Raw genomic sequence first — 22057 nt, forward strand, 5'->3', positions numbered from 1 at the left:
TGTAAAGGCAGAGGAATTCGCAAGTGGGCATCAATCCCGTCCTGGTCGACGTCATTCGCGGGGAAACCGTCGAAAGCCGCCATCGCGGTGCTATCGCCTTTGCCGGGCATGGCCTGAAGGAAGGTGCGGCGCTCGGCGATGTCGACAGGCCGGTTTTCCCCCGCTCGGCGATCAAGGCACTGCAGGCGCTTGCGCTTGTCGAGACCGGCGCGGCCGACGCCGCCGCCGTGACCGATGCCGAACTGGCGCTCGCCTGCGCTTCGCACAATGGCGAAGAAGCCCATGTGGCCGGTGCCCGCGCCATGCTGGAAAAGGCGGGTCTCGGTGAAACCGCGCTCGAATGCGGTTCGCACTGGCCGCGTCTCGATGCCGACATCGCCCGCCTGCACAAGGCCGGCGAGGAACCGACCGCGATCCACAACAACTGTTCGGGAAAGCACGCCGGATTTCTGGTGCTCGCAAATCATCTCGGCATCGACCCGAAGGGCTACGTCAACGCCGACCATCCGCTGCAGCAGAAGATCCGCGGCATTCTCGAGGAGATGATGGGGGCGGCACACGCGGTCGATGCCTGCGGGATCGATGGCTGCTCAATCCCCACCTACGCGGTGCCGCTGACGGTAATCGCCAAGGGCTTCGCTCACATCGCCGACCCGGAGGGCCTTGCGCTGGAACGGGCCGACGCCTGTCGTCGTCTCTACACGGCCTGTGTCAGCCATCCGCACATGGTGGCTGGTACCAAGCGTTTCTGCACCGACGTAATGGAGCTGTTCAAGGGCAGGGTCTTCGTTAAGGTCGGTGCCGAAGGGGTCTATACCGCGGCAATCCCCGAACTGAGCCTTGGCGTCGCGTTGAAATGCGACGATGGCGCCATTCGCGGTGCGGAAGTGATGATGGCCGCCGTGATCAATGCGCTGGTGCCGATGTCGCGCGAGGAGCGCGATGCGTTCGGCGCGTTCCTGCAGCCGAAACTGACCAACTGGAACGGCATCGAGGTCGGCTCGCTGCGTCCGAGCGAGGATTTCGCCCGCCTGCTGCGCGCGGTGCTCATCACCAATGGCTGGGAAGGCGACATCGTCACCTGATCGCGCCGCGACCTGTATCAAAGACCGCTCTACAGCGCGCTGTTTCCCGTCAGCGTCAGATGCGGGAAGACGGATGCGTCGCCGTCCGCCAGATCGTCGCTCGCGCGCTCGGCCCAGCGGAAACCGACAATCGCGCCATCCCGACTCTCGGTGATCACATTGTTGGAGATCACCGTCTTGCCCGCGCCTTCGACCACCGAGACCGCGATGCCGACGCCGCAGGCGCGGATCACATTGCCGGTCGCGGCCACATTGCGCAGATAGGGCCCCCAGCCGATGCCGATGCCATAGGTCGGCGCGCCTTCGATCGTGTTGCCGGTGACAACCGTATCTGCCTCGACCGCGATCCCCCAGCCGAAACCCGGCGGGTTGGATTCGTATGGGCCGGTGGTGACGAGATTACGCACGATATTGCCTGAGCACACCGCAAGCCGGCCGCCCTCGCGGAAATTGGCAATCGAGATACCCTTCGCCGCTCCGTCGACCAGATTGTTGGCGATCACCGCACCCTGGAAAGCGAATTCGGAATAGACCGCGGTCTCGCCCGAGCGCAGGCAGGTGTTACCGACCATCTGCACGTTCGAGCCGCCATTGGCGCGGATCGCCGAGAACGAGCAGTCGGCAATGTGGTTGTTAGCGATCATCACGTCGTGGGCGCGGAAGACGTTGATCCCGTTGCCATTCTGGCCCGTGCCGCCATCGCGCGCCGAAATCGAGCGGATGCGGTTGCCGAGGATCTGCGTGCCGTCGGAACCCTCGCTCCAGCGGTGCACGAGGATGCCGCCATTGCCACAGTTCTCGACGATGTTGTTGCGGATCGCGAGGTCGGTGGCTTCCATCGAGCGCAGCGCCGCGTCGCCGGCGCCGGCCAGCGTGCTGCGTTCGACCCGGCCGCCGCAGCGGTCGAGCGCCAGCCCGTTCTTGCTGCTGCCGAGGATCTCGCATTCGTCGACGATGACGGTCTTGACCTCGGCAAGATGGATGAGGCCGGGCGCGTAATCGGCGAGATGCCGGTTGGCACCGTCGATGATCAGGCCGGACAGCGTGATGCGTTCGGCCTTTTCCGCGATCATGCAATGGCCGCCGCCACGATATTCGATGCGCGTCTCGCCGGCGATACCGACGATCTGGCAGCGGTCGGGCAGCGCCAGATTGCTGACAAGATAGCGGCCCGGCGGCAGGAACAGCGGACGGCCTTCGATGGTTGCCTTGTCGATCGCCTTCTGCAGGACGTCGCTCTGGTCGTCGCCGGCACCCGGCCGCGCGCCGAGCTTCGTCGCGTCGATCGAGCCGCGCAGATCGGCAACCTTGAACGGCCGGTTCGCGGCAAGAGCCGGACCGGTGCTGGCAGCAAGCGCTGCGGAAGCCATGAGAAAATCGCGCCGGGTGACGATGATGGAACACTCCTGCTGTTGTCACAGCAGGAGAGCAAGAGGCGTGCCGCCCAGAATTGTGCCGTTTCGGGACGTTGTCGGGCGAAGGAGCGGCCGCCTCAGTCGAGGCCGATCAGCTTGGCGATCTTTTCCACCGCAAACGAGGCGCTGAGCTGTCCGGAGCGGACATCGCCCTCGATCGTCGGCAGTTGGCCGGCAAGCGACGGGTTTTCCTTCAGCGAGGTCATTAGCCGGTCCGTCAGCATCGCCCACATCCAGTTGACCTGCTGGCGCCGCCGCTTTTCTTCGTATTCGCCGGATGCCGTGAGCGCTTCACGGTGGTTCAGGATCTCCTGCCACAGCCGGTCGAGCCCCTCATTGGCGCGGCCGGAAATGGTTATCACCGGCGGCGACCAGGTCAGGCTGCGCGGCGCGAGGATGTTGAGCGCGCCGCGGTATTCCGAGGCCGCGGCCTGCGCGCGGGTAAGCCCGTCGCCATCGGCCTTGTTGACCGCAATCATGTCCGCGATCTCGAGCACGCCCTTCTTGATGCCCTGCAATTCGTCGCCGGCGCCCGGCAGCATCAGAACGAGGAAGAAGTCGACCATCTCCGCGACCGTCGTTTCCGACTGGCCGATGCCGACCGTCTCGACGAGGATGACGTCGAAGCCGGCGGCTTCGCACAGGAGCATCGTCTCGCGGGTCTTCGCCGCGACGCCGCCGAGCGTGCCGGCCGACGGGGAGGGACGAATGAAGGCGTTGGGGTCGGTGGCAAGCTGGGCCATCCGCGTCTTGTCGCCGAGGATCGAGCCGCCGGTCACCGTCGACGACGGATCGACCGCGAGCACCGCGACCTTGTGGCCGGCAGCGGTCAGATTGGCGCCGAGCATGTCGATGGTGGTCGATTTGCCGACGCCCGGCACGCCGGTAATGCCGATACGGTGGGCATGCCCCGTTTCCGGTAGGAGAAGCTGCAGCAGCTCGCGCGCCTTGGCGCGGTGGTCGGGCTTCTTCGATTCAACCAGCGTGATGGCGCGGGCCAGCGTGGCGCGGTCGCCGCTGCGGATCTTTTCCGCCATTTCGCTGATAGTTGGCTGCTGGGGTCGGCGTGTCTCGGTCGTCATGTTCCCTCGCATAGCCCAACGCGCCGGGAAATTCATCCGCGACCAATGGTCAAAATGCCGGAAATGCCGGTTTTGCGCTTAGCCCGCGGTCAGCATCGCTCAGCGCGGCTTCCAGACCATGCGCTGCAGTGTAGCGTCGCCGATCATCTTTTCGCTCGGCATCTGCGTGAACGGTCCGCGATAGCCGGGAAGGGCGAACACGAGCTGAACGTTCGAGGCCTTGCGCGACGGGCACACCGCCATGCCGCGCCACAGATTGCGGCCGACCCGGCAATCGGAGCGTTTCATGCCGGCGCGCCGGAAGGTCATGCCGACCTGCTCGCCCGCCGGTCCGCCGACGATGCCGCTGACTGCGTGCACCTCGCGGGCGCGGCCGTCGGAGCCCTTGAAGAGCTGCAGCACCTGCTGCCCATCCTTCAGCACCGCAAGCGTCGGATAGACCTTGTCTTCAAGTGCCGTTTCCGCCGTCACGGTCTCATAGCCAGGCATGCGGCTTTTCACTTCCGCCGACGAATAGGCCGGCGTCGACCCGAGCGGCCCGGCGGCTTCGGCGCTCATCACGAACGCGATTTCCGGCAGCGGCAATTCGTAGTCGGCGCCGGTGTAGGGCGAATCGGGCGAGAACGGATTGCCGGAGATGGTGTTGTCGATACCGGAGAATTTGTCACCCGTGCCGCTGCTGCAAGCCGTTGCAGCAGAAAGCAGAAAGGCTATGGCAAATCCGCGGGCAGTCTTGATGCGCATGTTTGGCCACCGTTGGTGTTGGCTCTGTTGGTTGGCTTTCGGATAGTCGACTTTACCGCTGGCGGCAAGGTTGCCGGCTCAATCGACGATGACGGCGGTTCCCGACGCCGACACCATCAGCATCGAACCGTTGGCGCCGATGGTCTCGTAGTCGATGTCGATGCCGATGACCGCGTTGGCGCCAAGCGCCTGCGCCTTGGCACACATCTCGTCGATCGCGATCTCGCGCGCCCGAGACAGCTCCTTCTCGTAGGCCGCCGAACGGCCGCCGACGATATCGCGGATGCTGGCGAAGAAATCCTTGAAGATGTTCGCGCCGAGAATGGCTTCGCCCATGACGAGGCCACGATAGTCGCGCACCGGGTGTCCTTCGAGCGTATTGGTCGTGGTCGTAAGAATGGCTTCTCTCCGTAAAGGCTGGTGGGGGGAGTGATCCTTGAATGGATGACTGCGTCAGCGGCCAAAGCGCCAGCATCTTGGTGAATGTAGTGGAACCAGGATCGTGTCAATTTTACGAAAACGCGAGAGGTTTCCTTAGCTGGGTGGTGAAATGTCTTGGGTATTGTTCTCGTGAGAGAAACTCTGTCACAAGAGGACAATGCCATGGTTGATCAGGTCGCCGGCTCCGCCGGACAAACCAACGTTCGCCCGCCGGGTGTAGAGGCCGACAAGGCGGCGCTCGAGCGGCGTCAGGCTGCGCAGGAACAGGCCGAGAAAGGTCCGGAACCGCAAACGGCCGAGGTCGGATCGCCGGCTGCGATCGTCCAGAACGCCAGCAGCGTTGCGAACCGACCCGAAGCAGCTGGCGATGCTGACCCGGTGACACGTCTCGTCAGCACCATCGCCAAGGGGGCCGAGGAACTCGGTATCGACCCCGCTGTGCTGATCGGAACGCTCGCCAGCGAGTCGATCGACACCGGCCGCGCGTTGCTCACCGCAATCGAGGAAGGCAACGGGGAAGGGGCGACAAAGATCCTCAATTCGGCGTCCCCGCGTCCGACCCGCGAATATGGCAATCTGATTGATATGCGGGTCTGATCCCGGTTCCGCGTTATTGCGAGAGACAAAAAAGGGCGGCTCCCGGAGCCGCCCTTTTGTTTGTTCTCGATCTCTTGCCGCTGCGGTCAGGCGCGGTAGGCGAGGCGCACGCCGCCCCAATGGCGCCCATTGACGAGGATCGGTGCGGAAACGTCCTTCATCAGCGCGAAGGTGCCGCCGCCCATATCGCGGCGATAGGTCTGCAGCAGGAAGCGCTTGGTATTCTGCCCGGCGGCGAGCCCGACGCGGTCGTCGAAGATGCGCCGGTTACGGCAATTGCCGGCATTCCAGACCGGGTCGCTCGACTGCGGCTTGGAGAATTTCAGATTGTGGGTCGGCAGATAGCCCTTGGTGTCGACGCAGGCGCAGAACACGATACGCTCGTCGGACGCCGCGACCGCTTCCTGATACTCCGGCAGCAGACGGTCAGTCAGTTCGGTATACTTCGCCATCACCTGCTCGGGGTTGCTGCCCGGGATCGGCGTGTAGGTGGTGTCGAACAGGTCGGCCATCGTGATGTCACCGCGTGCGACGGCTTCGGTGAACACCGCGCTGACCTTTTCGGCGGTTTCGACAACCTTTTCGATCAAATTGGTGTCTTCGGTGACGATGCCACTGGTCGCGACCGTGCCGACCATCTCGTCGGTGCTCGAAACCGCGTCCATCATCGTGTCGCGGCAGCCGATCAGATCGTCGACCGTCTCGCCGATGCCGTTCTGAACGCTCGAAAGATGTTCCGCGAAGGTGCTGAGATGTTGGTCGTTTTCCTGCACCCGCCCGTCGATGACGGTGCTCGAATCCTGGATGCGGCGGATCGCGTCGGTCAGAAGCGAGATCGCCTCGCCGAGCGAGGTCGCGCTATCGCGCACATCGCCGGTGTGGCCGACGGCTTCGGTGCCGAGATGCACCAGCTTGTCGGCTTCGGAGTCGAGGTCCGACAGGGTGCGGCCGATCTTTTCCGTCGCGTCGCTGGTTTCCTTGGCGAGCATCTTCACTTCGCTCGCCACCACGGCAAAGCCCTTGCCGCTTTCGCCGGCGCGCGCCGCTTCGATGGTCGCGTTGAGGGCGAGGAGATTGGTCTGGCGGGCGATGGAATCGATCGAACCGGCGACTTCGCGCACACTGTTGAGCGCGGTCTGCAACTCCTGAAGCTGTTCGCTGATCTCGGACACGGCCGAAATCAGCCCGCCGATATGGCCGACCGCGTCGTCGAGCGTACGTTGGGATTCGTTGACCGCTTCGCCGGCGGCTTCCGTGACCGTGATGGTTTCTTCCGCCGATTCCGCGATCGCCCGGTTGGCGTGGTGGATTGCGTCGACGGACTGGACAAGTTCGCCGAAGGTCTGTGCAAACGCCAGCGAGCGTCCGGCGCTCTGCTCGACCTTGCCGGACGTTTCCGCGATGACGTTGCCGAGGGTCCCAAGGTTGCCGGCCAGCGACTGAAGGACATCGCCACCGGCGACGGCACTGGCGGTCTCGGTTTCGGGGCTTTCGCCGTGGTCGCCTTCCTTTGCGTCAGGCGTGGGAGCCACAAGATGGTCCCGCACCGGCGCGGAAGCTTTTCTCAGGCGCATCAGCATATTCCAAAAGCCCTGTTCTGTTCGGGAGTTTTTGTTTGTTCCCTAAAGCTGTACCAGAGTCCTTAAGAAACCGTTTTGCGTAATGTAGAAGTTCCGCCATTTAGAGAATTCGAATAGAAACGGCCGAGGTAAAACTATTCAGATTCCGTAAGGTCGCAAAAGGCGCCGAGTGTCCCGCAAATAACGCCGGGCTTGAAGGCGCGCAGGAGGGGCCTTGCGGGCACGGCTGGCCGGATACGAAAACGGCCCCGCCGAAGCCGGGGCCGCTGATGCTCAAAACGGTGCGCGAAAGCCTATTCGGCAGCCTGCTGCGGCTCGTAGCCCAGCGCCGCGTTCAGCTTCTGTAAGAGATCCACCGCCGCTTCGGCAATGACCGTGCCCGGCGGGAAGATCGCCGTCGCGCCGGCCTCGTAGAGTGCGTCGTAGTCCTGCGGCGGCACAACACCACCGACGACGATCATGATGTCGGGCCGGCCCTGTTCGGCGAGCGCCGCTTTCAGCGCGGGAACCAGAGTCAGGTGACCTGCGGCGAGCGACGATACGCCGACGATATGGACGTCGTTCTCAATGGCCTGGCGCGCCGCTTCGTCGGGTGTGGCAAACAGCGGGCCGATATCGACGTCGAAGCCGAGATCGGCGAAGGCCGACGCGATCACCTTCTGACCACGGTCGTGGCCGTCCTGGCCCATCTTGGCGACCAGCAGACGCGGCCGGCGGCCGTCATTGTCCTCAAATTCGGAAACCAGCTTTTGAACCCTTTCGACCGCCGCATTCATGGTTCCGACCTCCCGCTTGTAGACGCCCGAGATCGATTTGATTTCGGCGGTGTGGCGCCCGAACACCTTCTCCATGGCGAGCGTGATCTCGCCGACGGTTGCCTTGGCGCGGGCCGCCTTGACCGACAGGTCGAGCAGATTGCCCGTGCCGTTGGCCGCCGCCTCCGTCAGCGCGTCGAGCGCGGCTTCGACATCGGCGTCGTTGCGTTCCGCCTTCAGCCGCTGCAGCTTGTCGATCTGCGCTGCACGCACCGCCGAATTGTCGACCTTCAGAACGTCGATCTCTTCTTCGCGGTCCGGGCGGAACTTGTTGACGCCGACGACCGTCTGGCGGCCGGAGTCGATGCGCGCCTGGGTCTTGGCGGCTGCTTCCTCGATGCGCAGCTTCGGGATGCCCTTTTCAATGGCTTTTGCCATACCGCCGAGGCTTTCGACTTCCTCGATATGGGCGAGCGCCTTGGCGGCCAGGTCATGCGTCAGCCGCTCGACGTAGAACGAACCGCCCCATGGATCGATGACCTTGGTGGTTCCCGATTCCTGCTGCAGGAAGAGCTGGGTGTTGCGCGCGATGCGGGCAGAGAAGTCGGTCGGCAGCGCCAGCGCCTCGTCGAGCGCGTTGGTGTGCAGCGACTGGGTGTGGCCCTGCGTGGCGGCCATTGCCTCGACAGCGGTGCGGATCGCGTTGTTGAACACGTCCTGCGCCGTCAGCGACCAGCCCGAGGTCTGCGAATGGGTGCGCAGCGACAGCGACTTCGGGTTCTTTGGTTGGAAATTCGCCTGCATCAGCTTCGCCCAAAGGAGGCGCGCCGCGCGCATCTTGGCGACTTCCATGAAGAAGTTCATGCCGATCGCCCAGAAGAAGGAGAGGCGAGGGGCAAAGGCATCGATATCGAGCCCGGCGGCGACGCCCGCGCGGGCATACTCGATGCCGTCGGCGAGCGTGTAGGCGAGTTCGAGATCCGCCGTCGCACCCGCTTCCTGCATGTGATAGCCGGAAATCGAGATCGAATTGAACTTCGGCATGTGCTCCGACGTATAGGCGAAGATGTCTGAGATGATCCGCATCGACGGCGTCGGCGGGTAGATATAGGTGTTGCGGACCATGAACTCCTTCAGAATGTCGTTCTGAATGGTCCCCGACAGCTTGTCGTGGGCAACACCCTGTTCTTCCGCCGCCACGATGTAGAGCGCCATGACCGGCAGCACCGCGCCGTTCATGGTCATCGACACGCTCATCTTGTCGAGCGGGATCCCCGAGAACAGCGTGCGCATGTCGTAGATCGAGTCGATCGCAACACCGGCCATACCGACGTCACCCGACACGCGCGGATGATCGGAATCGTAACCGCGGTGGGTTGCAAGGTCGAAGGCGACCGACAGGCCCTTCTGGCCGGCGGCGAGATTGCGCCGGTAAAAGGCGTTGGAATCTTCCGCCGTCGAGAAGCCCGCATATTGCCGGACGGTCCAGGGCTGCTGGACATACATCGTCGGGTAGGGGCCGCGCACGAAGGGCGCGAGACCCGGGAAGCCGGTGGTCGAGGCGAGCCCCTCGGCGTCCTTCGCCGTGTAGAGCGGCTGGACCGGGATGTCCTCGGGCGTCAGCCAGGGCTCGGCGGCAGCGCCGGCCTCGGACGCCTGCGGCGCGCTGGCGAAGGGGATGGTGGAAAAATTCGGGATGCGGGTCATGTCCGGTATCCGTCTGTCTTGAGCAGCGGCGATCAGCGCTGAAGCGCGATCGCCTGCACCTCGGTCAGGAAGTCTAGCACATTGCAGCCAACGTAAAGGAAGCCGTCGACGCCGGCGGCTTTGAGCGCGGCTTCGAGATCGCCCGGCCGGCCCGCGAGCGAGATATGAGCGGCGCCCGCGTCCTTGACGGCTTTTGCCGCCGTTTCGGCAAGATCGGCGTAGACCGCATCCGACGAGCACAGGCAGCAGATCCGCGCACCGCTGTCGGCGAAGGCTTTCGCGGCGGTGTCCGCATCGGCGGCACCCTCGCCGATGATTGCCTCGATACCGGCGGCCTCGAAGAAGTTCTTGGCGAACGTCGCCCGCGCCGTGAAGTCGGCGATGCGGCCGAGCGTGGCAAGGAACACCGCCGGACGCTTGCCGGTCTCGGCGAGAAAGGCGTCCGCCTGATCGCGCAACGCTTCATACACGGCGCCGAGCCGGATCGGAGCGAGCGCACCGTCTCCGGAGACCGGTGCATCGAACGCGGTCACCTCAAGCGCCTTGACCGGTGCTTCGTGGATGTTCGGGAACTCGCTGGTGCCGGTGATCGCAACCTTGCGCTTGGCGATGTCGCGGTCGCGCGCGGCACGTACGGTGGTGATCTTTTCCTGCAGATCGCCGGAGGCGAGGGCGGCCGAAAGCCCGCCGGCAGCCTCGATTTCCTGGAACAGCGCCCAGGCCGCCTGCGCGAGCTGGTCGGTCATGGTCTCGACATAGCCGGAACCGGCCGCCGGGTCGGCGACGCGGTAGAGGTTCGATTCTTCCAGCAGCACCGACTGGGTGTTGCGGGCAACGCGGCGGGCAAAGCCGTCGGCAAGCCCCAGCGCGGCTGTAAACGGCAGCACCGTCAGCGACGTCGCGCCGCCAACGCCGGCGGCAAATCCGGCAATGGTCGTGCGCAGCATGTTCACCCACGGGTCGCGGCGCGTCATCATCCGCCAGGCGGTTTCGGTGTGAACGGTGAGGGTGGTCGGGGCAACGCCGCAGGCCTCGCAGACCTGCCGCCAGAGGCGGCGCAGGGCGCGGATCTTGGCGATGCCGAGGAACTGCTCGGCGTCGACCGACACGACGGCTTCGATCGCCGCAACCGCATCTTCCAGCGCCATGCCGGTGGCTTCGAGCGCGCGCAGATAGCCGACCGCAGCGGCGAGCACGGCCGCAATCTCCTGCGCTTCCGACGCGCCGGCGGCGTGGAACGGACGGCCATCGGCGGCAAGGAACGGACCGGCGAAGCCGTTAGCCTTCAGCGCGACGGCAGCAGCAGCAGCCTTGGCCACCGCATCGGCATCAGCAGTGCCTGAGGCGGCCTGTGCGCCGAGCGGATCGATGCCGAAGGAAACCGACACGGAGGCGGGTGCCGTGCCGGAGGCCTTGATATGCGCGGCAAGCGCTGCAGCGGCGGCAACCCCGTCGGCGCCGGCATTGAGCCGGATACGGATCGCATCGAGCAGCACGTCGTCGAGAAGTGTTACGAAAGTGGCGGCGTCAGTGAGGCCGTCGATGCCAAACCCGAACGCATTCGGCGCGCCACGACCGACAATGTCGAGGCCTGCGGCGCCGCCTGCGAGATCGTCAAGCGCAATGGCGTTCGCCGCCTTCGCATCCGGATGATCGGCGCGCTGCAGCGCGGCCCAGGGGGCGGCATCGGCCCGCCCCGGCTCGGCCACCGCGTTGGCGGCCTGCGGGTAGAGCGGCTCGATCGCAAGCCCGTCATCGGTCTTGCTGCGCAGCTTGTCGAAAGCGGCACCCTTCAGCGCCTTTTCAACGGCGGCGAGCCAGGTTGTTTCGTTGGCGCCGGCAAAATCGTCCGACAGCAGGGAAATGGAAGCCATGGCGCGTTCCCGAATTGGTTCGGCCCGGCGCAATCACATGCCGGGCAGGCCTTCAAAGTTTGCCCGTCCTTATACGGATTTCACAAGGGCCGGGGCAAGTTAGGCAAAGGGCGAGGGCGACGCTCACCCGCGATCTCGATCGGCATGTCGTGTTCGCAGCAGAATGCCGTCCGGAAGCGTAACGCGCAAAGAAAAAGGGAGCACCGTCGATGCCCCCTTTCCAAATCGCACAAACCACCGTGGCGCGACCGGGCGGTGCGCCGCGCGCCGGTGTGAACCGGCCTGCCGATGGGATCGGCTCTTAGTAGGTCATCATCGGCGGCAGCGACTTGGCCTGCTCAACCCATTTGGCGACGGCCTTTTCGCTCGGCAGCAGCCGGACGAGTTTCTTCTCGGCGTTGACCTCGGCCATCTTGGCTGTGAGGTTGTCGGCGCGACGGTGCTTCAGTTCCTTCACCGTGTCGACGCCGGCCGCTTCCAGAAGCTCTGAATACTCTTCCGCAACGCCCTTGATCCGCATCAGGTCGGCCATGTTGGCCCACTTGAGGATGCGGGCATCGTCGATGCCGCTTTCCTCAGCGACCGCCTTGCGGCCCTTCGGATCCTTGGCGCGCTCAAGCAGCTTGCCCGTGGTGCGAATACCGATGGCCTTCAGCTTTTCGGCATAGGTGGGGCCGATGCCTTCAATGTCGATAATGGAATAGGATGACATGCCCGTGTGCTCCTCCTGTGTGCAGGTGTTCCGTCTCTAACATCCGGGACTTTGTCCCGGCTCGCGGCCCCTTGCTGTTCCCCGGTGTCAGGAAATGAACTGCCCCAGACCCGGAATTGAACCGATCACCTCGTCGACGACATCCGGACCGGCCTTTTCGCGCGCCATGCCGACGACTTCGTCGGTCACGCCCTTGACCTGATCCATGTCGAGACCGGCGTCTGTGAGCTGATTGAGGGCGCCCATGGCACCAAGACCGCCGCCCAGCGAACCGAGAGCGCCGAGCAGTCCGCCGCTCTTCTTTTCGCCCGCCTGCGCGTCTATCAGTTCCTGCGCGCCGGGAATGGCCTTGATCATTTCAGCCACGGTCCCTTCCGAACCTTCCTTGGTCAGGAAGTTCAGGATGATGCCGACGGCTTTTTTTGCCAGCTCCTCGTCGATGCCGACATTGGCGACAATGCGGCTGATCAACTCCTCCATCGGATGCCTCCAGATTGATACATTTGCCGCAGATGTGACAACAGGCGTGCCGCAAAGACAAGTGATTCCTTGTGATTTCGGCAATTTTCCGGGGATATTTGCCGCTTTGTCGCAACCCCTGGCAGATGAGGCCAGGCCGCCGCTACGGCATGTTTCGCGCGCTTGTCGGCGCACGGACCGGATTCTATAACCGACGACGAGTCATATGGGGGAAACAGCGATGCTCATCGACGGCAAGGTCTATCTCGGCACCAGCGACAAGCCGGAATATCTCGATCTTGCCTATGCCAACCGGCACGGGCTGATCACGGGCGCGACCGGCACAGGCAAGACCGTGTCGCTGCAGATTTTGGCAGAGGGCTTTTCCGCCGCCGGAGTTCCGGTCTTCTGCGCCGACATCAAGGGCGACCTGTCGGGCATCGCGACGGCGGGCGAGACGAAGGACTTCCTCGAGAAGCGCGCAAAGACGATCGGCTTCGACGACTACCGTTACGAAGCCTTTCCGACCGTGTTCTGGGACCTGTTCGGCGAGCAGGGCCACCCGATCCGCACCACGATCAGCGAGATGGGCCCGCTTCTGCTGTCGCGCTTGCTCGGCCTGACCGATGTGCAGGAAGGTGTGCTTAACGTCGCCTTCCGCCTGGCCGACGACGAGGGCCTGTTGCTGCTCGATCTGAAGGACCTGCGCGCGCTGCTCGTCAACGTCGACGGTCGCCGCGACGAGATCTCGGCCAGCTACGGCCGCGTTTCGACCGCTTCGATCGGTGCGATCCAGCGCCGCCTGCTGGTGCTGGAAGAGCAGGGCGGCGACAATTTCTTTGGCGAGCCGGCTCTGCGCATCGCCGATATCATGCGCACCGATGTCGACGGGCGCGGCATCGTCAATGTGCTCGCCGCCGACAAGTTGATGCCGAACCCACATCTCTACGCCACCTTCCTCTTGTGGCTGATGTCGGAGCTGTTCGAGGAACTGCCGGAAGTCGGCGATCCCGACAAGCCGCGCCTCGTCTTCTTCTTCGACGAAGCGCACCTGCTGTTCGACGAGGCGCCGAAGGTGCTGCTCGACAAGGTCGAGCAGGTGGTCCGGCTGATCCGCTCCAAGGGCGTCGGTGTCTTCTTCGTCACCCAGAACCCGCTCGACGTGCCCGACGAGGTGCTCGGCCAGCTCGGAAACAGGGTGCAGCATGCGCTGCGCGCCTTTACCCCGCGCGATCAACGTGCCGTGCGTGCTGCCGCCCAGACTTTCCGTCAGAACCCGGACCTCGACACCGAAGAGGTGATCATGGAACTCGGGGTCGGCGAGGCGCTGGTTTCGACGCTGGAGAAGAAGGGCATTCCCTCCATCGTCCAGCGCACGCTGATCCGTCCGCCGTCATCCCGGCTTGGTCCGCTGACGCCGGCCGAGCGCCGCCAGATCGTCGCGACAAGCTCCATGGCTGGCTACTATGACCGCGAGATCGACCGCGAGTCCGCCTACGAAGTGCTGCAGGAGCGGGCCGAGGCCGAAGCCCGCCGCGAGGAAGAACAGCGCCTGGCCGAAGAGCGCGAGAAGGAACGCGAGCGCATCGAAAAGGCGCGGGAACGCGACGCGCGGTCGAGCCGGTCCTCGTCGCGCTCATCGAGCCGCTCGCGCAACGATACGGTCACCGAAGCCGCGATCAAATCCGTTGTCCGCAGCGTTTCGACGACGCTTGGCCGCGAAATCGTGCGCGGCATCCTTGGTAGCCTGAAACGCGGCTTCTGACCTCCGCGCACTCCCGGCGCGGCCGTCATCTTTCGTCGTCCATCCGTGGTCCCGCATCGGGCGGAACCCGAACCGGAGTCATGCCATGTCGTTGGAAAAGGTGCTGGCACGCATTGATGCCGATCTCGATCAGAGCCTCGAACGGCTGTTCGATCTGATGCGCGTGAAGTCGATTTCCGCAGACCCTGCCTACAAGGCCGACTGCCAGGCCGCGGCCGAATGGTGCTCGAACGAGCTGACCGGCCTCGGTTTCGAGTCTTCCGTGCGTCCGACGCCGGGTCACCCCATGGTCGTCGCCCATCGCCGCGACGACGGCGCGACGGGGCCGAATGTCTTGTTCTACGGCCACTATGACGTGCAGCCGGTCGATCCGATCGAGCTGTGGGAGATGGACCCGTTCGACCCGCGCATCGTGACGCGTGACGACGGTTCTAAAATGATCGTTGGACGCGGCAGTGACGATGATAAGGGGCAGTTGCTGACCTTCGTGGAGGCGGCGCGCGCCTGGATCGCCGAAACCGGTAGTTTGCCGGTTCCCGTCTCGATCCTGTTCGAGGGTGAGGAGGAATCCGGCAGCCCGTCACTCGCCGGCTTCCTCGCCGAAAATGCCGAGGAGCTGAGCCTCGATCTCGCGCTCGTTTGCGACACCGGTATGTGGGATCGCAACACGCCGGCCATCACCACCATGCTGCGGGGGTTGATGGAAGATGAAATCGTCATCACTGCCGCCGACCGGGACCTGCATTCCGGCAGCTTCGGCAGCGCGGCCCGCAATCCGATCCACCTTCTGGCAAGCATCATCGCCGATCTGCACGATGAGAACGGAAGTGTGGCCGTGCCCGGCTTCTATGATGACGTTGCCGACCTGCCGGCCGAGATCAAGGCGATGTGGGATGGCCTGGGCTTCGACGAGGCCGCCTTCCTCGGGCAGATCGGCCTGTCGGTTCCGGCTGGCGAAGCTGATCGCTCGGTGCTCGAACAGATCTGGTCGCGGCCGACCTGCGAGATCAACGGCATCATCGGCGGCTATACGGGCGAGGGCTTCAAGACCGTGATCCCGTCGAAGGCGTCGGCGAAGATTTCCTGCCGGCTGGTCGGCGGTCAGGATCCCGAAAAGGTGCGCACCGCATTCCGCGACTTCGTTCGCGCGCGCATGCCGGCCGATTGCACCGTCGAGTTCCTCTCGCATGGCGGAAGCCCCGGCTTTACCGTGCCGATCGACAGCCCGGCGCTCAATCAGGGGCGCGCCGCGCTCGACGCCGAATGGGAGAACCCAGCCGTACTGATGGCCATGGGGGGATCGATCCCCATCGTCGGCGATTTCAAGCACAAGCTCGGCATGGAGACGCTGATGATCGGTTTCGGCCTCGACGATGACCGCATCCACTCGCCGAACGAGAAGTACGAGCTCAAGAGCTTCCACAAAGGTATCCGCTCCTGGGCGCGGGTGCTGGCCGAACTCGCCGGCTGATCAAGGCGAGTGCTCAAAAAGAAAACGCCCGGGGGAAGACCCGGGCGTTTTGCGTTCAGTACAGCTGGCGCGAAGGAGCGTTAGCGCGTCCAGGTCTCGGAATCGCACATCGACTTGCCGATGGCGCAGCCCTTAACCGACAGCTGGTTGCCGCTCAGCTTCACGGTGCCGTTGAAAGTCATCCAGCTGCCCATCTTCGGGTGCCACATGTCGCCGGCCCAGGTGTTTGCACCGGTCTTCGGGATGCCCTTGAACATCTTGAAGCCGGATTTCTTGCCGCTGGTCACGACGCCGCACATCTTGCCGCCGCAATCGCTCACCTTGGCGGTCGAGCCGTCCGGGCGCTTCCAGGTGCCGAACGGCGAAGCCGCGCTGGCGGTGACGGTGAAGGCGAGCAGGCCGGCAATGGCCACGCTGCTGCGAAGCAGAGAAATCTTCATTCGATTGGTCCCTCCCAGAAGACCCGTTTTCGGGTCTTTTCTTTCCGTTTTGGTTCCACGCCTCAATTTCGAATGCGCGGAAAGCTGTCTTATGCCAAACCAGCCCAGGCTGGTGCGGCCCGCTGCAGCTTCTTGTTTTTATGTCGAAATTCGACGCGAGCGCCGTTCCCCTCGGAACATCCGACGCGACACGTTATCACATGCGAATATGAATACCTATGGGATTGCACGCCGGGACAGGTGAAAATTCCTGGCGTCGAAAGCCGCCGCGACGAGATGGCCAGGCGTGCCTGTCCGTAGCGGTCAAGCGAGGGTTTCGAGCCCGCTCAGCGACGACAGGATCGCGCTCGGCGGCAGGTCGGAATACTCGTCCGGCTGGCCTGTGCGGTTGATCCAGACCGGGCGGAAGCCGAAGGCGGCAGCCCCCGCGATATCCCAGCGGTTGGACGACTGGAAGGAAACGGCCTCCGGGAACACCCGGAAATGGGTCGTCACCATCTCGTAGACCCGCTCGTCGGTCTTGTAGGTCCGCAACTCGTCGACGGAGATGGACGCATCGACGACATTGTCGATCCCGGCGGAGGACACCGCGCTCGCGAGCATCTCCGGCGAACCGTTCGACAGGATCGCCACCCGCGCGCCGCTATCCTTCAATGCCCGCAAGACGCCGGGCACCTCCGGGTAGGCATCGAGATGGCGGTAGGCATCGAGCAGCATCGGACGCACCGAGGTGTCGGCTGACGGCACCATGCGAAACGCATAATCGAGCGCCTGTTCGGTCAAGAGCCAGAAATCCTGATAGCGGCCCATCAGGGCGCGCACCCACGAGTATTCAAGCTGCTTGGCGCGCCAGATCTCCGACAGCCTCTGCCCGTCCGGACCAACCGCTTCGGCATGCCGGCGTACCGCGGCATGAACGTCGAACAAGGTGCCGTAGGCGTCGAAAACATAGACCGAAGGTGCCATTGCGCCTGCCTCTTTCCTTGAATCTCGAGCGCGCCGCCGGGCTCCATTGACTGACTGCCGTTCGCCGCTTTGCGGTCTGTTCTGCGGTCGCTTCCTCGCCGGCGCCGCGCGCCGCCGCGTTTCCCGCTGCAAGACAATCGCGTTCATCCCTTCCGGTCAAGCCGCAAAGACCGCGTCGGCTTTCCTTCGCCTGTCCACGCGCGCTACGCCCCAGCCGGTGGCGGCAGCACCATCTTGCCGCTTTCATCCAGCAGGAAGATCGGGTTGAAGGCGATTTCCAGAAGGTGTCCGCCGGGGATGCGGACATAGCCGGAATAGCCGCCCCAGAACACCTCCTGCGGCGTCTTCACCGGCTCGCCGCCGGCTGCAACCGCACGGGCGAATGCTTCGTCGACGGCCTCCTTGCTGACGCCGTTCCAGGCAATCGAGACAGCGTGGTAGCTGCCGCCGTCGTCTTCGACCTCGGCATCCTCTGCCAGTGCCTTGCGCCCGAACAGCCCGAGTGACGTGGTTCCGGTGTCATAGAATGCGACCTGATCGCTCTCGAACGCGGCCGGTTTCCACCCCAGACCGTCTTCTAAGAACCGCCGCGCGGCAGCAAGATCGTCTAAGCCGAGTGTCACCATGGTGAGTCGCTGGTCCATCGTTCTCTCCCTTTCGACGCCAATCCCTTCGAGTTTTTCCGAAATGCGGAGTTTTGTCCAGAACAAAAACAGAACATGCGTGCGCGAATGAAAAGACCCGGTTTTTTTGCCCCAAGGAGTTGACGGCGGCCCGTGTGGTGCGTTCGATTTGCCAAACGGAGGACGCGTTATGGCGGAATGGTCGAAAACCTGGACCTGGATCGACGGCGAGTGGCTGGAAGGCAATCCGCCGATTATGGGACCGCGAACCCATTCGAGCTGGCTGGGCTCGAGCGTCTTCGACGGTGCGCGCGGATTTGAGGGCGTAATGCCTGACCTCGACCGGCACTGTCAGCGGGTCAATCATTCGGCCCGCGCCCTCGGCCTCGATCCGACCATGGAGGCCGGCGCCATCGAGGAACTCGCCAGGGAAGGCTACGCCAAATTCGGCGATGACGCGGCCGTCTATATCCGGCCGATGTACTGGGCGGAGGAGGGCGGCTTCATGGCCGTCGCTCCCGATCCGGACAGCACCAAATTTTGCTTGTGCATCTACGAGACGCCGATGCCGCAGCCGACCGGCTTCTCCGTCGGGCTGTCGCCGTTCCGCCGGCCGACCATCGAGTGCATGCCGACCAACGCCAAGGCCGGCTGCCTCTATCCCAACAACGCCCGTGCCCTGCAGCGCGCACGCGATACCGGCTTCGACAACACGCTCGTCCTCGACATGCTCGGCAATGTCGCGGAACTGGCAACCGCGAACGTGTTCCTGGTGCGCGACGACCGTGTCTTCACGCCGGTGCCGAATGGGACCTTCCTCAATGGCATAACCCGCCAGCGCATCATCGCGCTGCTGCGCGAGGCCGGCTACGGCGTGTTCGAGACCTCGCTGCGCTACGAGGATTTCTACGCGGCGGACGAAATCTTCTCGACCGGCAACTATTCCAAGGTCAGCCCGGTCAACCGGATCGGCGATCGCGCGATCGAACCGGGGCCGGTGGCTGCCAAGGCGCGCGAGCTCTACTGGGAGTGGGCGCACGCCTGATATTGTCACACCAGTCGGCAGGCGGCGAAAATCCGGACAGCCGGCAAATTTCCGTTGATTTTCGACCGCGGGAATTTTTCGTTTTTTCGCATGTTTTCCCACGCCGCCGATTGCCGACGCGCGGGTCGCGACCTATGTTCCGAAACATAAGTTCCCACCGCGGCAAAATGCCCCCAATTGCTCCGGTCGGTCGGCCTCGACCTGCACCGGGCGACAAACTCATGAGGAGATCGCAATGGCTTTCGAATTGACGGTTCTGCCCTATGCCGCCGATGCGCTGCAGCCGTATATGTCGGCCGAGACGCTCGAATTCCACCACGGCAAGCACCACGCCACCTATGTCACCAACGCCAACAAGCTGATCGAAGGCTCGGGCCTCGAAGGCAAGTCGCTGGAAGACGTGATCATCGGCTCGCGCGGCTCCAATGTCGGCCTGTTCAACAACGCCGCCCAGACCTTTAACCACGACTTCTACTGGCGTGGCATGAAGCCGAATGGCGGCGGCAGCCTGCCGGGCGCCATTGCTTCCAAGATCGACTCTGATCTCGGCGGCCTTGCGAAGTTCAAGGAAGACTTCCTCAACGCTGGCGTCACCCAGTTCGGTTCCGGCTGGGCCTGGCTCGTCCTGCGCGACGGCAAGCTCGCCATCGAGAAGACGGCGAATGCGGAAAACCCGCTCGGCACCGGCGCGACCCCGCTGCTCGTCTGCGACGTGTGGGAGCACGCCTATTACATCGACTACCGCAACGCGCGTCCGAAGTTCCTCGAAGCCTGGTTCGACAATCTCGTCAACTGGGACTTCGTGCTCGAGCAGTTCGAAGCGGCGAAGTAAGGGCTTTCCGGCGTAGAACGCCGGTCGAAAACCTGAACGCGAGTTCGAAACGGCGGGGCATGTCCCCGCCGTTTTGCTTTCGAAATCCTGAATGCGCGTGCATCGTTCGCAACGTTCCGATGAAGGGAATATTTACGCCCACCCTCTATGCTTGTCGAAAATCGAGTATCAGGGTTCCCCGGGGCGCGTTATGCATAATCAGGTGGCCGACGAATTGGCATCGAAGCGACTGCTCATCGTCGATGACAGCCGAACCTTTGTCAGCCTGCTGCGTTCGATTATCCGCGATATGGGCATTCGCGAGATCGCGGACGCGCTCGATCCGTTCGTCGGTCTCGAATTTCTTGAAACCAATCCGGTCGATTGCATCACCTTGGACTACGTCATGCCGGGATTGGATGGCGTCGCTTTCGTCGAGAAGTTGCGCGCAAGCACAACCTCGGTGAATCGCCTGACGCCGGTGATCCTGATCACCGGTCACGCCGACCGGCGCCTGATCCAGAACGCGGTGAGTGCCGGCATCGACGAGGTGCTCGTCAAACCGCTTCGCCCCAACGTATTCATGCAGCGCCTGCGGACCACATTGATGCGCCCGCGCGATTGCGTGGCCACCGCGTCGGGTTATGTCGGTCCCGACCGGCGGCGCAATCCCCGTCCGGATTTCCCCGGCGAAGACCGTCGACATAGCGAGGCTCACGCCGTCATTGCCCGCACAAGGCCCGGCGCGACCGGTGAAATTCGGGTGTTGAAGCCAGTCGAAAACGCACCGCCGCCCGCACCTTCCAAAGCACCGGCGCGTGCCAAGCCGGCAGCAGCGCCGGATCCCGACAACGAGATCATCCTTCTCGAGTAGCGTTCGGAGTATCTGCCGGGGACGTCTGGCGGATCAGCGTACGCCGCGTTTGCAGCTGAACTGAATGATATGGCCATGCACCTTGCTGTCCCAATAGGAGAGCCAGGTGTTGCATTCCGTCTTGGTCGGGAAGCAGGCAACCCGCGAAACCTGCCGTACCCGCGGACCATCGCCGAGGATGATCCGGCCTGAAAACCGCCCCTGCCAGAGTCGGTCGGGATCGTGGGTCTTCGTTGCGATGCTGCAGTCATATTGCGAGCCGTAGACGCTCGGAAGCGGGTCGTCGGTGGTGAACGGCAGGTTCGGGTCGGCAGCAAAAAGCCCGTAGGCAATGCCGAAGCCGGCGCGCAGAACTTCCATCATGATTGGACCCTCCGAAAGGTCGGGCATGTGCGCATCGCACGGGCCGCAGTACAAATATCTTCAATGGCGGCGGGCAGGGCCGGGTGGCCATGCCGCCTGATGCCGCCGGGCAACGTCATTACCCACCATAGCCTTTGTCGCAGCGATTGATCCACCACCGTTCGGGGTAGTCGGTCCGCATCCAGTAAAGCCAGTCGTTGCATTCACGCTCGGTTAGGAAGCAGGCCCATTCGGAACGGTTTTCCGTTCGGTCGAAAAAGCCGATCTTGCGCCCTGAAAAGCGTCCCCACCAGAGCGTTTCCGCGCCATGCTGCAGGGCCATTTTCTCGCAGTCGCCCGGCGCCGGGCGCGGCTTGACCGTCTGCGCTTCTGCCGCAAACCCGGTCGCGGCAAGGAGCGCTGAAGCGACCAAGAGGGTGGCAATAGCTGCGGTAAAACGGGAAGGATGTCGCATCGCTCGACTCCGGTGTTTGCTTCAACGCAGAGCCCACCATAACAATATGGCCGAATTACCGGTTTCCTGAATGAGTCGTCATGTCGCCAGCCAGCACTCCGCAAACTTCCTGGATCGACGCCTTCGAAGGTCTCTCCGGCCTTGAAGACGGCGCGCGTCAGGAATTGCTGGCCCGCGCGGTTCGCATGCGCCTGCCGGCTGGCGCGCGGGTCTTTTCGCCAGGCGAGAGCTGCGCCAACTGGCTGCTCGTCGTATCCGGATCGGTGCGCGTGCAGATGATCGCCGATACGGGGCGCGAAGTTGTGCTCTACAGGGTCCGCAACGGCGAGGCCTGCCTGCTGACGACCGCCTGCCTGCTAGGCGAGGAGGCCTATGGCGCGGAAGGTGTCGTCTAGATCGAAACCGACGGCGTCGCTGTTCCGTATCCCGTGTTCCGCCGCTTGCTCGACATCTCGCCGCGTTTCCGCGCGCTGGTCTTTGCAGGCTTCGGACAGCGGATCACCGACATTTTGACCAAACTCGAGGACGTCGCGTTCCATCGCCTTGATGCGAGGCTTGCCCGGTTGCTGTTACGCCGCGCGCAAGGAGGCATCGTGGATGCGACCCATCAGGACATCGCCGCCGATCTTGGCTCGGCCCGTGAGGTCGTCAGCCGGCAACTCAAGACCTTCGAAAAGCAGGGCATGGTCTCGCTGGAACGCGGCCGCATCACTCTTGCCGACCGGGACGCGCTGAACCGCCTCGCCGAGCTTTCCGGCGGCAGCGGCGAGGGGACTGCCTGACGTTTATGTCGA

The 22057-nt window shown here is 63.8% G+C and carries 21 protein-coding genes and 1 pseudogene; 8 read left to right on the plus strand and 14 right to left on the minus strand.

Going from position 1 to position 22057, the window contains the following annotated elements; genetic code table 11:
* Positions 1-23: 23 nt before the first annotated feature.
* Positions 24-1085 carry an asparaginase gene (locus tag C0606_00215; protein ID PLX39007.1) on the plus strand — a complete coding sequence of 354 codons (1062 nt, stop codon included), beginning with the start codon at positions 24-26 and terminating at the stop codon, positions 1083-1085.
* A gap of 29 nt (positions 1086-1114) precedes the next feature.
* Here the strand turns inward: C0606_00215 and C0606_00220 are convergent, their stop codons facing one another.
* The 4 genes from C0606_00220 to C0606_00235 form a co-directional block, all read right to left on the minus strand.
* Positions 1115-2479, minus strand: coding sequence for a TIGR03808 family TAT-translocated repetitive protein (locus C0606_00220; protein PLX39008.1), 1365 nt, complete (start codon positions 2477-2479; stop codon positions 1115-1117).
* Positions 2480-2577: 98 nt separating this feature from the next.
* Positions 2578-3582, minus strand: a complete 1005-nt coding sequence (locus C0606_00225) for a methylmalonyl Co-A mutase-associated GTPase MeaB (protein PLX39009.1) — start codon at positions 3580-3582, stop codon at positions 2578-2580.
* 99 nt (positions 3583-3681) lie between these two features.
* Positions 3682-4326 (minus strand): DUF1131 domain-containing protein, encoded by a 645-nt coding sequence (locus C0606_00230; GenBank protein PLX39010.1) that lies wholly within the window; start codon positions 4324-4326, stop codon positions 3682-3684.
* Between the two features lie 78 nt (positions 4327-4404).
* Entirely contained in the window at positions 4405-4725 is a 321-nt protein-coding gene (locus C0606_00235; protein ID PLX39011.1) for a hypothetical protein, read from the minus strand.
* 204 nt (positions 4726-4929) lie between these two features.
* Here C0606_00235 and C0606_00240 point away from each other — a divergent pair, with 204 nt between their 5' ends.
* On the plus strand, positions 4930-5364 hold the full coding sequence (locus C0606_00240; GenBank protein PLX39012.1) for a hypothetical protein: 435 nt from the start codon (positions 4930-4932) through the stop codon (positions 5362-5364).
* A gap of 86 nt (positions 5365-5450) precedes the next feature.
* On the opposite strand, the gene C0606_00245 is transcribed toward C0606_00240, so the two are convergent.
* The 5 genes from C0606_00245 to C0606_00265 form a co-directional block, all read right to left on the minus strand.
* The gene (locus C0606_00245) at positions 5451-6944 is read right to left on the minus strand and encodes a chemotaxis protein (protein PLX39013.1); all 1494 of its coding nucleotides are present in this window, start codon (positions 6942-6944) and stop codon (positions 5451-5453) included.
* A gap of 293 nt (positions 6945-7237) precedes the next feature.
* Positions 7238-9406, minus strand: coding sequence for a methylmalonyl-CoA mutase (locus C0606_00250; protein PLX39014.1), 2169 nt, complete (start codon positions 9404-9406; stop codon positions 7238-7240).
* Positions 9407-9438: 32 nt separating this feature from the next.
* Positions 9439-11280 carry a methylmalonyl-CoA mutase gene (locus C0606_00255; GenBank protein ID PLX39015.1) on the minus strand — a complete coding sequence of 614 codons (1842 nt, stop codon included), beginning with the start codon at positions 11278-11280 and terminating at the stop codon, positions 9439-9441.
* 301 nt (positions 11281-11581) lie between these two features.
* Positions 11582-11992, minus strand: a complete 411-nt coding sequence (locus C0606_00260) for a DUF4332 domain-containing protein (GenBank protein ID PLX39016.1) — start codon at positions 11990-11992, stop codon at positions 11582-11584.
* Positions 11993-12079: 87 nt separating this feature from the next.
* Positions 12080-12472, minus strand: coding sequence for a hypothetical protein (locus C0606_00265; protein PLX39017.1), 393 nt, complete (start codon positions 12470-12472; stop codon positions 12080-12082).
* A 220-nt stretch (positions 12473-12692) separates the two neighbouring features.
* Here C0606_00265 and C0606_00270 point away from each other — a divergent pair, with 220 nt between their 5' ends.
* Both C0606_00270 and C0606_00275 read left to right on the plus strand, forming a co-directional pair.
* Positions 12693-14216, plus strand: a complete 1524-nt coding sequence (locus tag C0606_00270; protein ID PLX39018.1) for an ATP-binding protein — start codon at positions 12693-12695, stop codon at positions 14214-14216.
* An 85-nt stretch (positions 14217-14301) separates the two neighbouring features.
* Positions 14302-15687, plus strand: coding sequence for a hypothetical protein (locus tag C0606_00275; protein PLX39019.1), 1386 nt, complete (start codon positions 14302-14304; stop codon positions 15685-15687).
* Between the two features lie 80 nt (positions 15688-15767).
* On the opposite strand, the gene C0606_00280 is transcribed toward C0606_00275, so the two are convergent.
* The 3 genes from C0606_00280 to C0606_00290 form a co-directional block, all read right to left on the minus strand.
* Positions 15768-16127 (minus strand): hypothetical protein, encoded by a 360-nt coding sequence (locus C0606_00280; GenBank protein ID PLX39020.1) that lies wholly within the window; start codon positions 16125-16127, stop codon positions 15768-15770.
* Positions 16128-16430: 303 nt separating this feature from the next.
* On the minus strand, positions 16431-17093 hold the full coding sequence (locus C0606_00285; protein ID PLX39021.1) for a haloacid dehalogenase type II: 663 nt from the start codon (positions 17091-17093) through the stop codon (positions 16431-16433).
* Positions 17094-17296: 203 nt separating this feature from the next.
* Positions 17297-17737 carry a glyoxalase gene (locus tag C0606_00290; protein PLX39022.1) on the minus strand — a complete coding sequence of 147 codons (441 nt, stop codon included), beginning with the start codon at positions 17735-17737 and terminating at the stop codon, positions 17297-17299.
* A 169-nt stretch (positions 17738-17906) separates the two neighbouring features.
* On the opposite strand from C0606_00290, the gene C0606_00295 reads away from it, so the two are divergent.
* The 3 genes from C0606_00295 (at position 17907) to C0606_00305 (ending at position 20446) form a co-directional block, all read left to right on the plus strand.
* Positions 17907-18761: a branched chain amino acid aminotransferase gene (locus tag C0606_00295; protein PLX39023.1), complete on the plus strand. Its 855-nt coding sequence runs from the start codon at positions 17907-17909 to the stop codon at positions 18759-18761.
* Between the two features lie 235 nt (positions 18762-18996).
* Entirely contained in the window at positions 18997-19593 is a 597-nt protein-coding gene (locus C0606_00300) for a superoxide dismutase (GenBank protein PLX39024.1), read from the plus strand.
* A 91-nt stretch (positions 19594-19684) separates the two neighbouring features.
* Entirely contained in the window at positions 19685-20446 is a 762-nt protein-coding gene (locus C0606_00305) for a hypothetical protein (protein PLX39025.1), read from the plus strand.
* A gap of 33 nt (positions 20447-20479) precedes the next feature.
* Here the strand turns inward: C0606_00305 and C0606_00310 are convergent, their stop codons facing one another.
* Both C0606_00310 and C0606_00315 read right to left on the minus strand, forming a co-directional pair.
* Positions 20480-20836 (minus strand): hypothetical protein, encoded by a 357-nt coding sequence (locus C0606_00310; GenBank protein ID PLX39026.1) that lies wholly within the window; start codon positions 20834-20836, stop codon positions 20480-20482.
* A gap of 91 nt (positions 20837-20927) precedes the next feature.
* The gene (locus C0606_00315) at positions 20928-21221 is read right to left on the minus strand and encodes a hypothetical protein (protein PLX39027.1); all 294 of its coding nucleotides are present in this window, start codon (positions 21219-21221) and stop codon (positions 20928-20930) included.
* Between the two features lie 122 nt (positions 21222-21343).
* Between C0606_00315 and C0606_00320 the strand changes: the two are divergent.
* Positions 21344-22045: pseudogene (locus C0606_00320) on the plus strand (Crp/Fnr family transcriptional regulator).
* Positions 22046-22057 lie beyond the last annotated feature (12 nt).

The sequence above is a fragment of the Hyphomicrobiales bacterium genome, from assembly GCA_002869065.1.
GTDB lineage: Bacteria > Pseudomonadota > Alphaproteobacteria > Rhizobiales > Rhodobiaceae > Rhodobium.

Bases quoted from the DNA above. Each gene is read 5' to 3' on its own strand.
- C0606_00300 (PLX39024.1), top strand. From the start codon at position 18,997: ATGGCTTTCGAATTGACGGTTCTGCCCTATGCCGCCGATGCGCTGCAG.
- C0606_00240 (PLX39012.1), top strand. From the start codon at position 4,930: ATGGTTGATCAGGTCGCCGGCTCCGCCGGACAAACCAACGTTCGCCCG.
- C0606_00245 (PLX39013.1), bottom strand. From the start codon at position 6,944: ATGCTGATGCGCCTGAGAAAAGCTTCCGCGCCGGTGCGGGACCATCTT.
- C0606_00285 (PLX39021.1), bottom strand. From the start codon at position 17,093: ATGGCACCTTCGGTCTATGTTTTCGACGCCTACGGCACCTTGTTCGAC.
- C0606_00260 (PLX39016.1), bottom strand. From the start codon at position 11,992: ATGTCATCCTATTCCATTATCGACATTGAAGGCATCGGCCCCACCTAT.
- C0606_00230 (PLX39010.1), bottom strand. From the start codon at position 4,326: ATGCGCATCAAGACTGCCCGCGGATTTGCCATAGCCTTTCTGCTTTCT.
- C0606_00310 (PLX39026.1), bottom strand. From the start codon at position 20,836: ATGCCCGACCTTTCGGAGGGTCCAATCATGATGGAAGTTCTGCGCGCC.
- C0606_00270 (PLX39018.1), top strand. From the start codon at position 12,693: ATGCTCATCGACGGCAAGGTCTATCTCGGCACCAGCGACAAGCCGGAA.
- C0606_00290 (PLX39022.1), bottom strand. From the start codon at position 17,737: ATGGACCAGCGACTCACCATGGTGACACTCGGCTTAGACGATCTTGCT.
- C0606_00255 (PLX39015.1), bottom strand. From the start codon at position 11,280: ATGGCTTCCATTTCCCTGCTGTCGGACGATTTTGCCGGCGCCAACGAA.
- C0606_00305 (PLX39025.1), top strand. From the start codon at position 19,685: ATGCGCGTGCATCGTTCGCAACGTTCCGATGAAGGGAATATTTACGCC.
- C0606_00265 (PLX39017.1), bottom strand. From the start codon at position 12,472: ATGGAGGAGTTGATCAGCCGCATTGTCGCCAATGTCGGCATCGACGAG.
- C0606_00250 (PLX39014.1), bottom strand. From the start codon at position 9,406: ATGACCCGCATCCCGAATTTTTCCACCATCCCCTTCGCCAGCGCGCCG.
- C0606_00295 (PLX39023.1), top strand. From the start codon at position 17,907: ATGGCGGAATGGTCGAAAACCTGGACCTGGATCGACGGCGAGTGGCTG.
- C0606_00275 (PLX39019.1), top strand. From the start codon at position 14,302: ATGTCGTTGGAAAAGGTGCTGGCACGCATTGATGCCGATCTCGATCAG.
- C0606_00280 (PLX39020.1), bottom strand. From the start codon at position 16,127: ATGAAGATTTCTCTGCTTCGCAGCAGCGTGGCCATTGCCGGCCTGCTC.
- C0606_00225 (PLX39009.1), bottom strand. From the start codon at position 3,582: ATGACGACCGAGACACGCCGACCCCAGCAGCCAACTATCAGCGAAATG.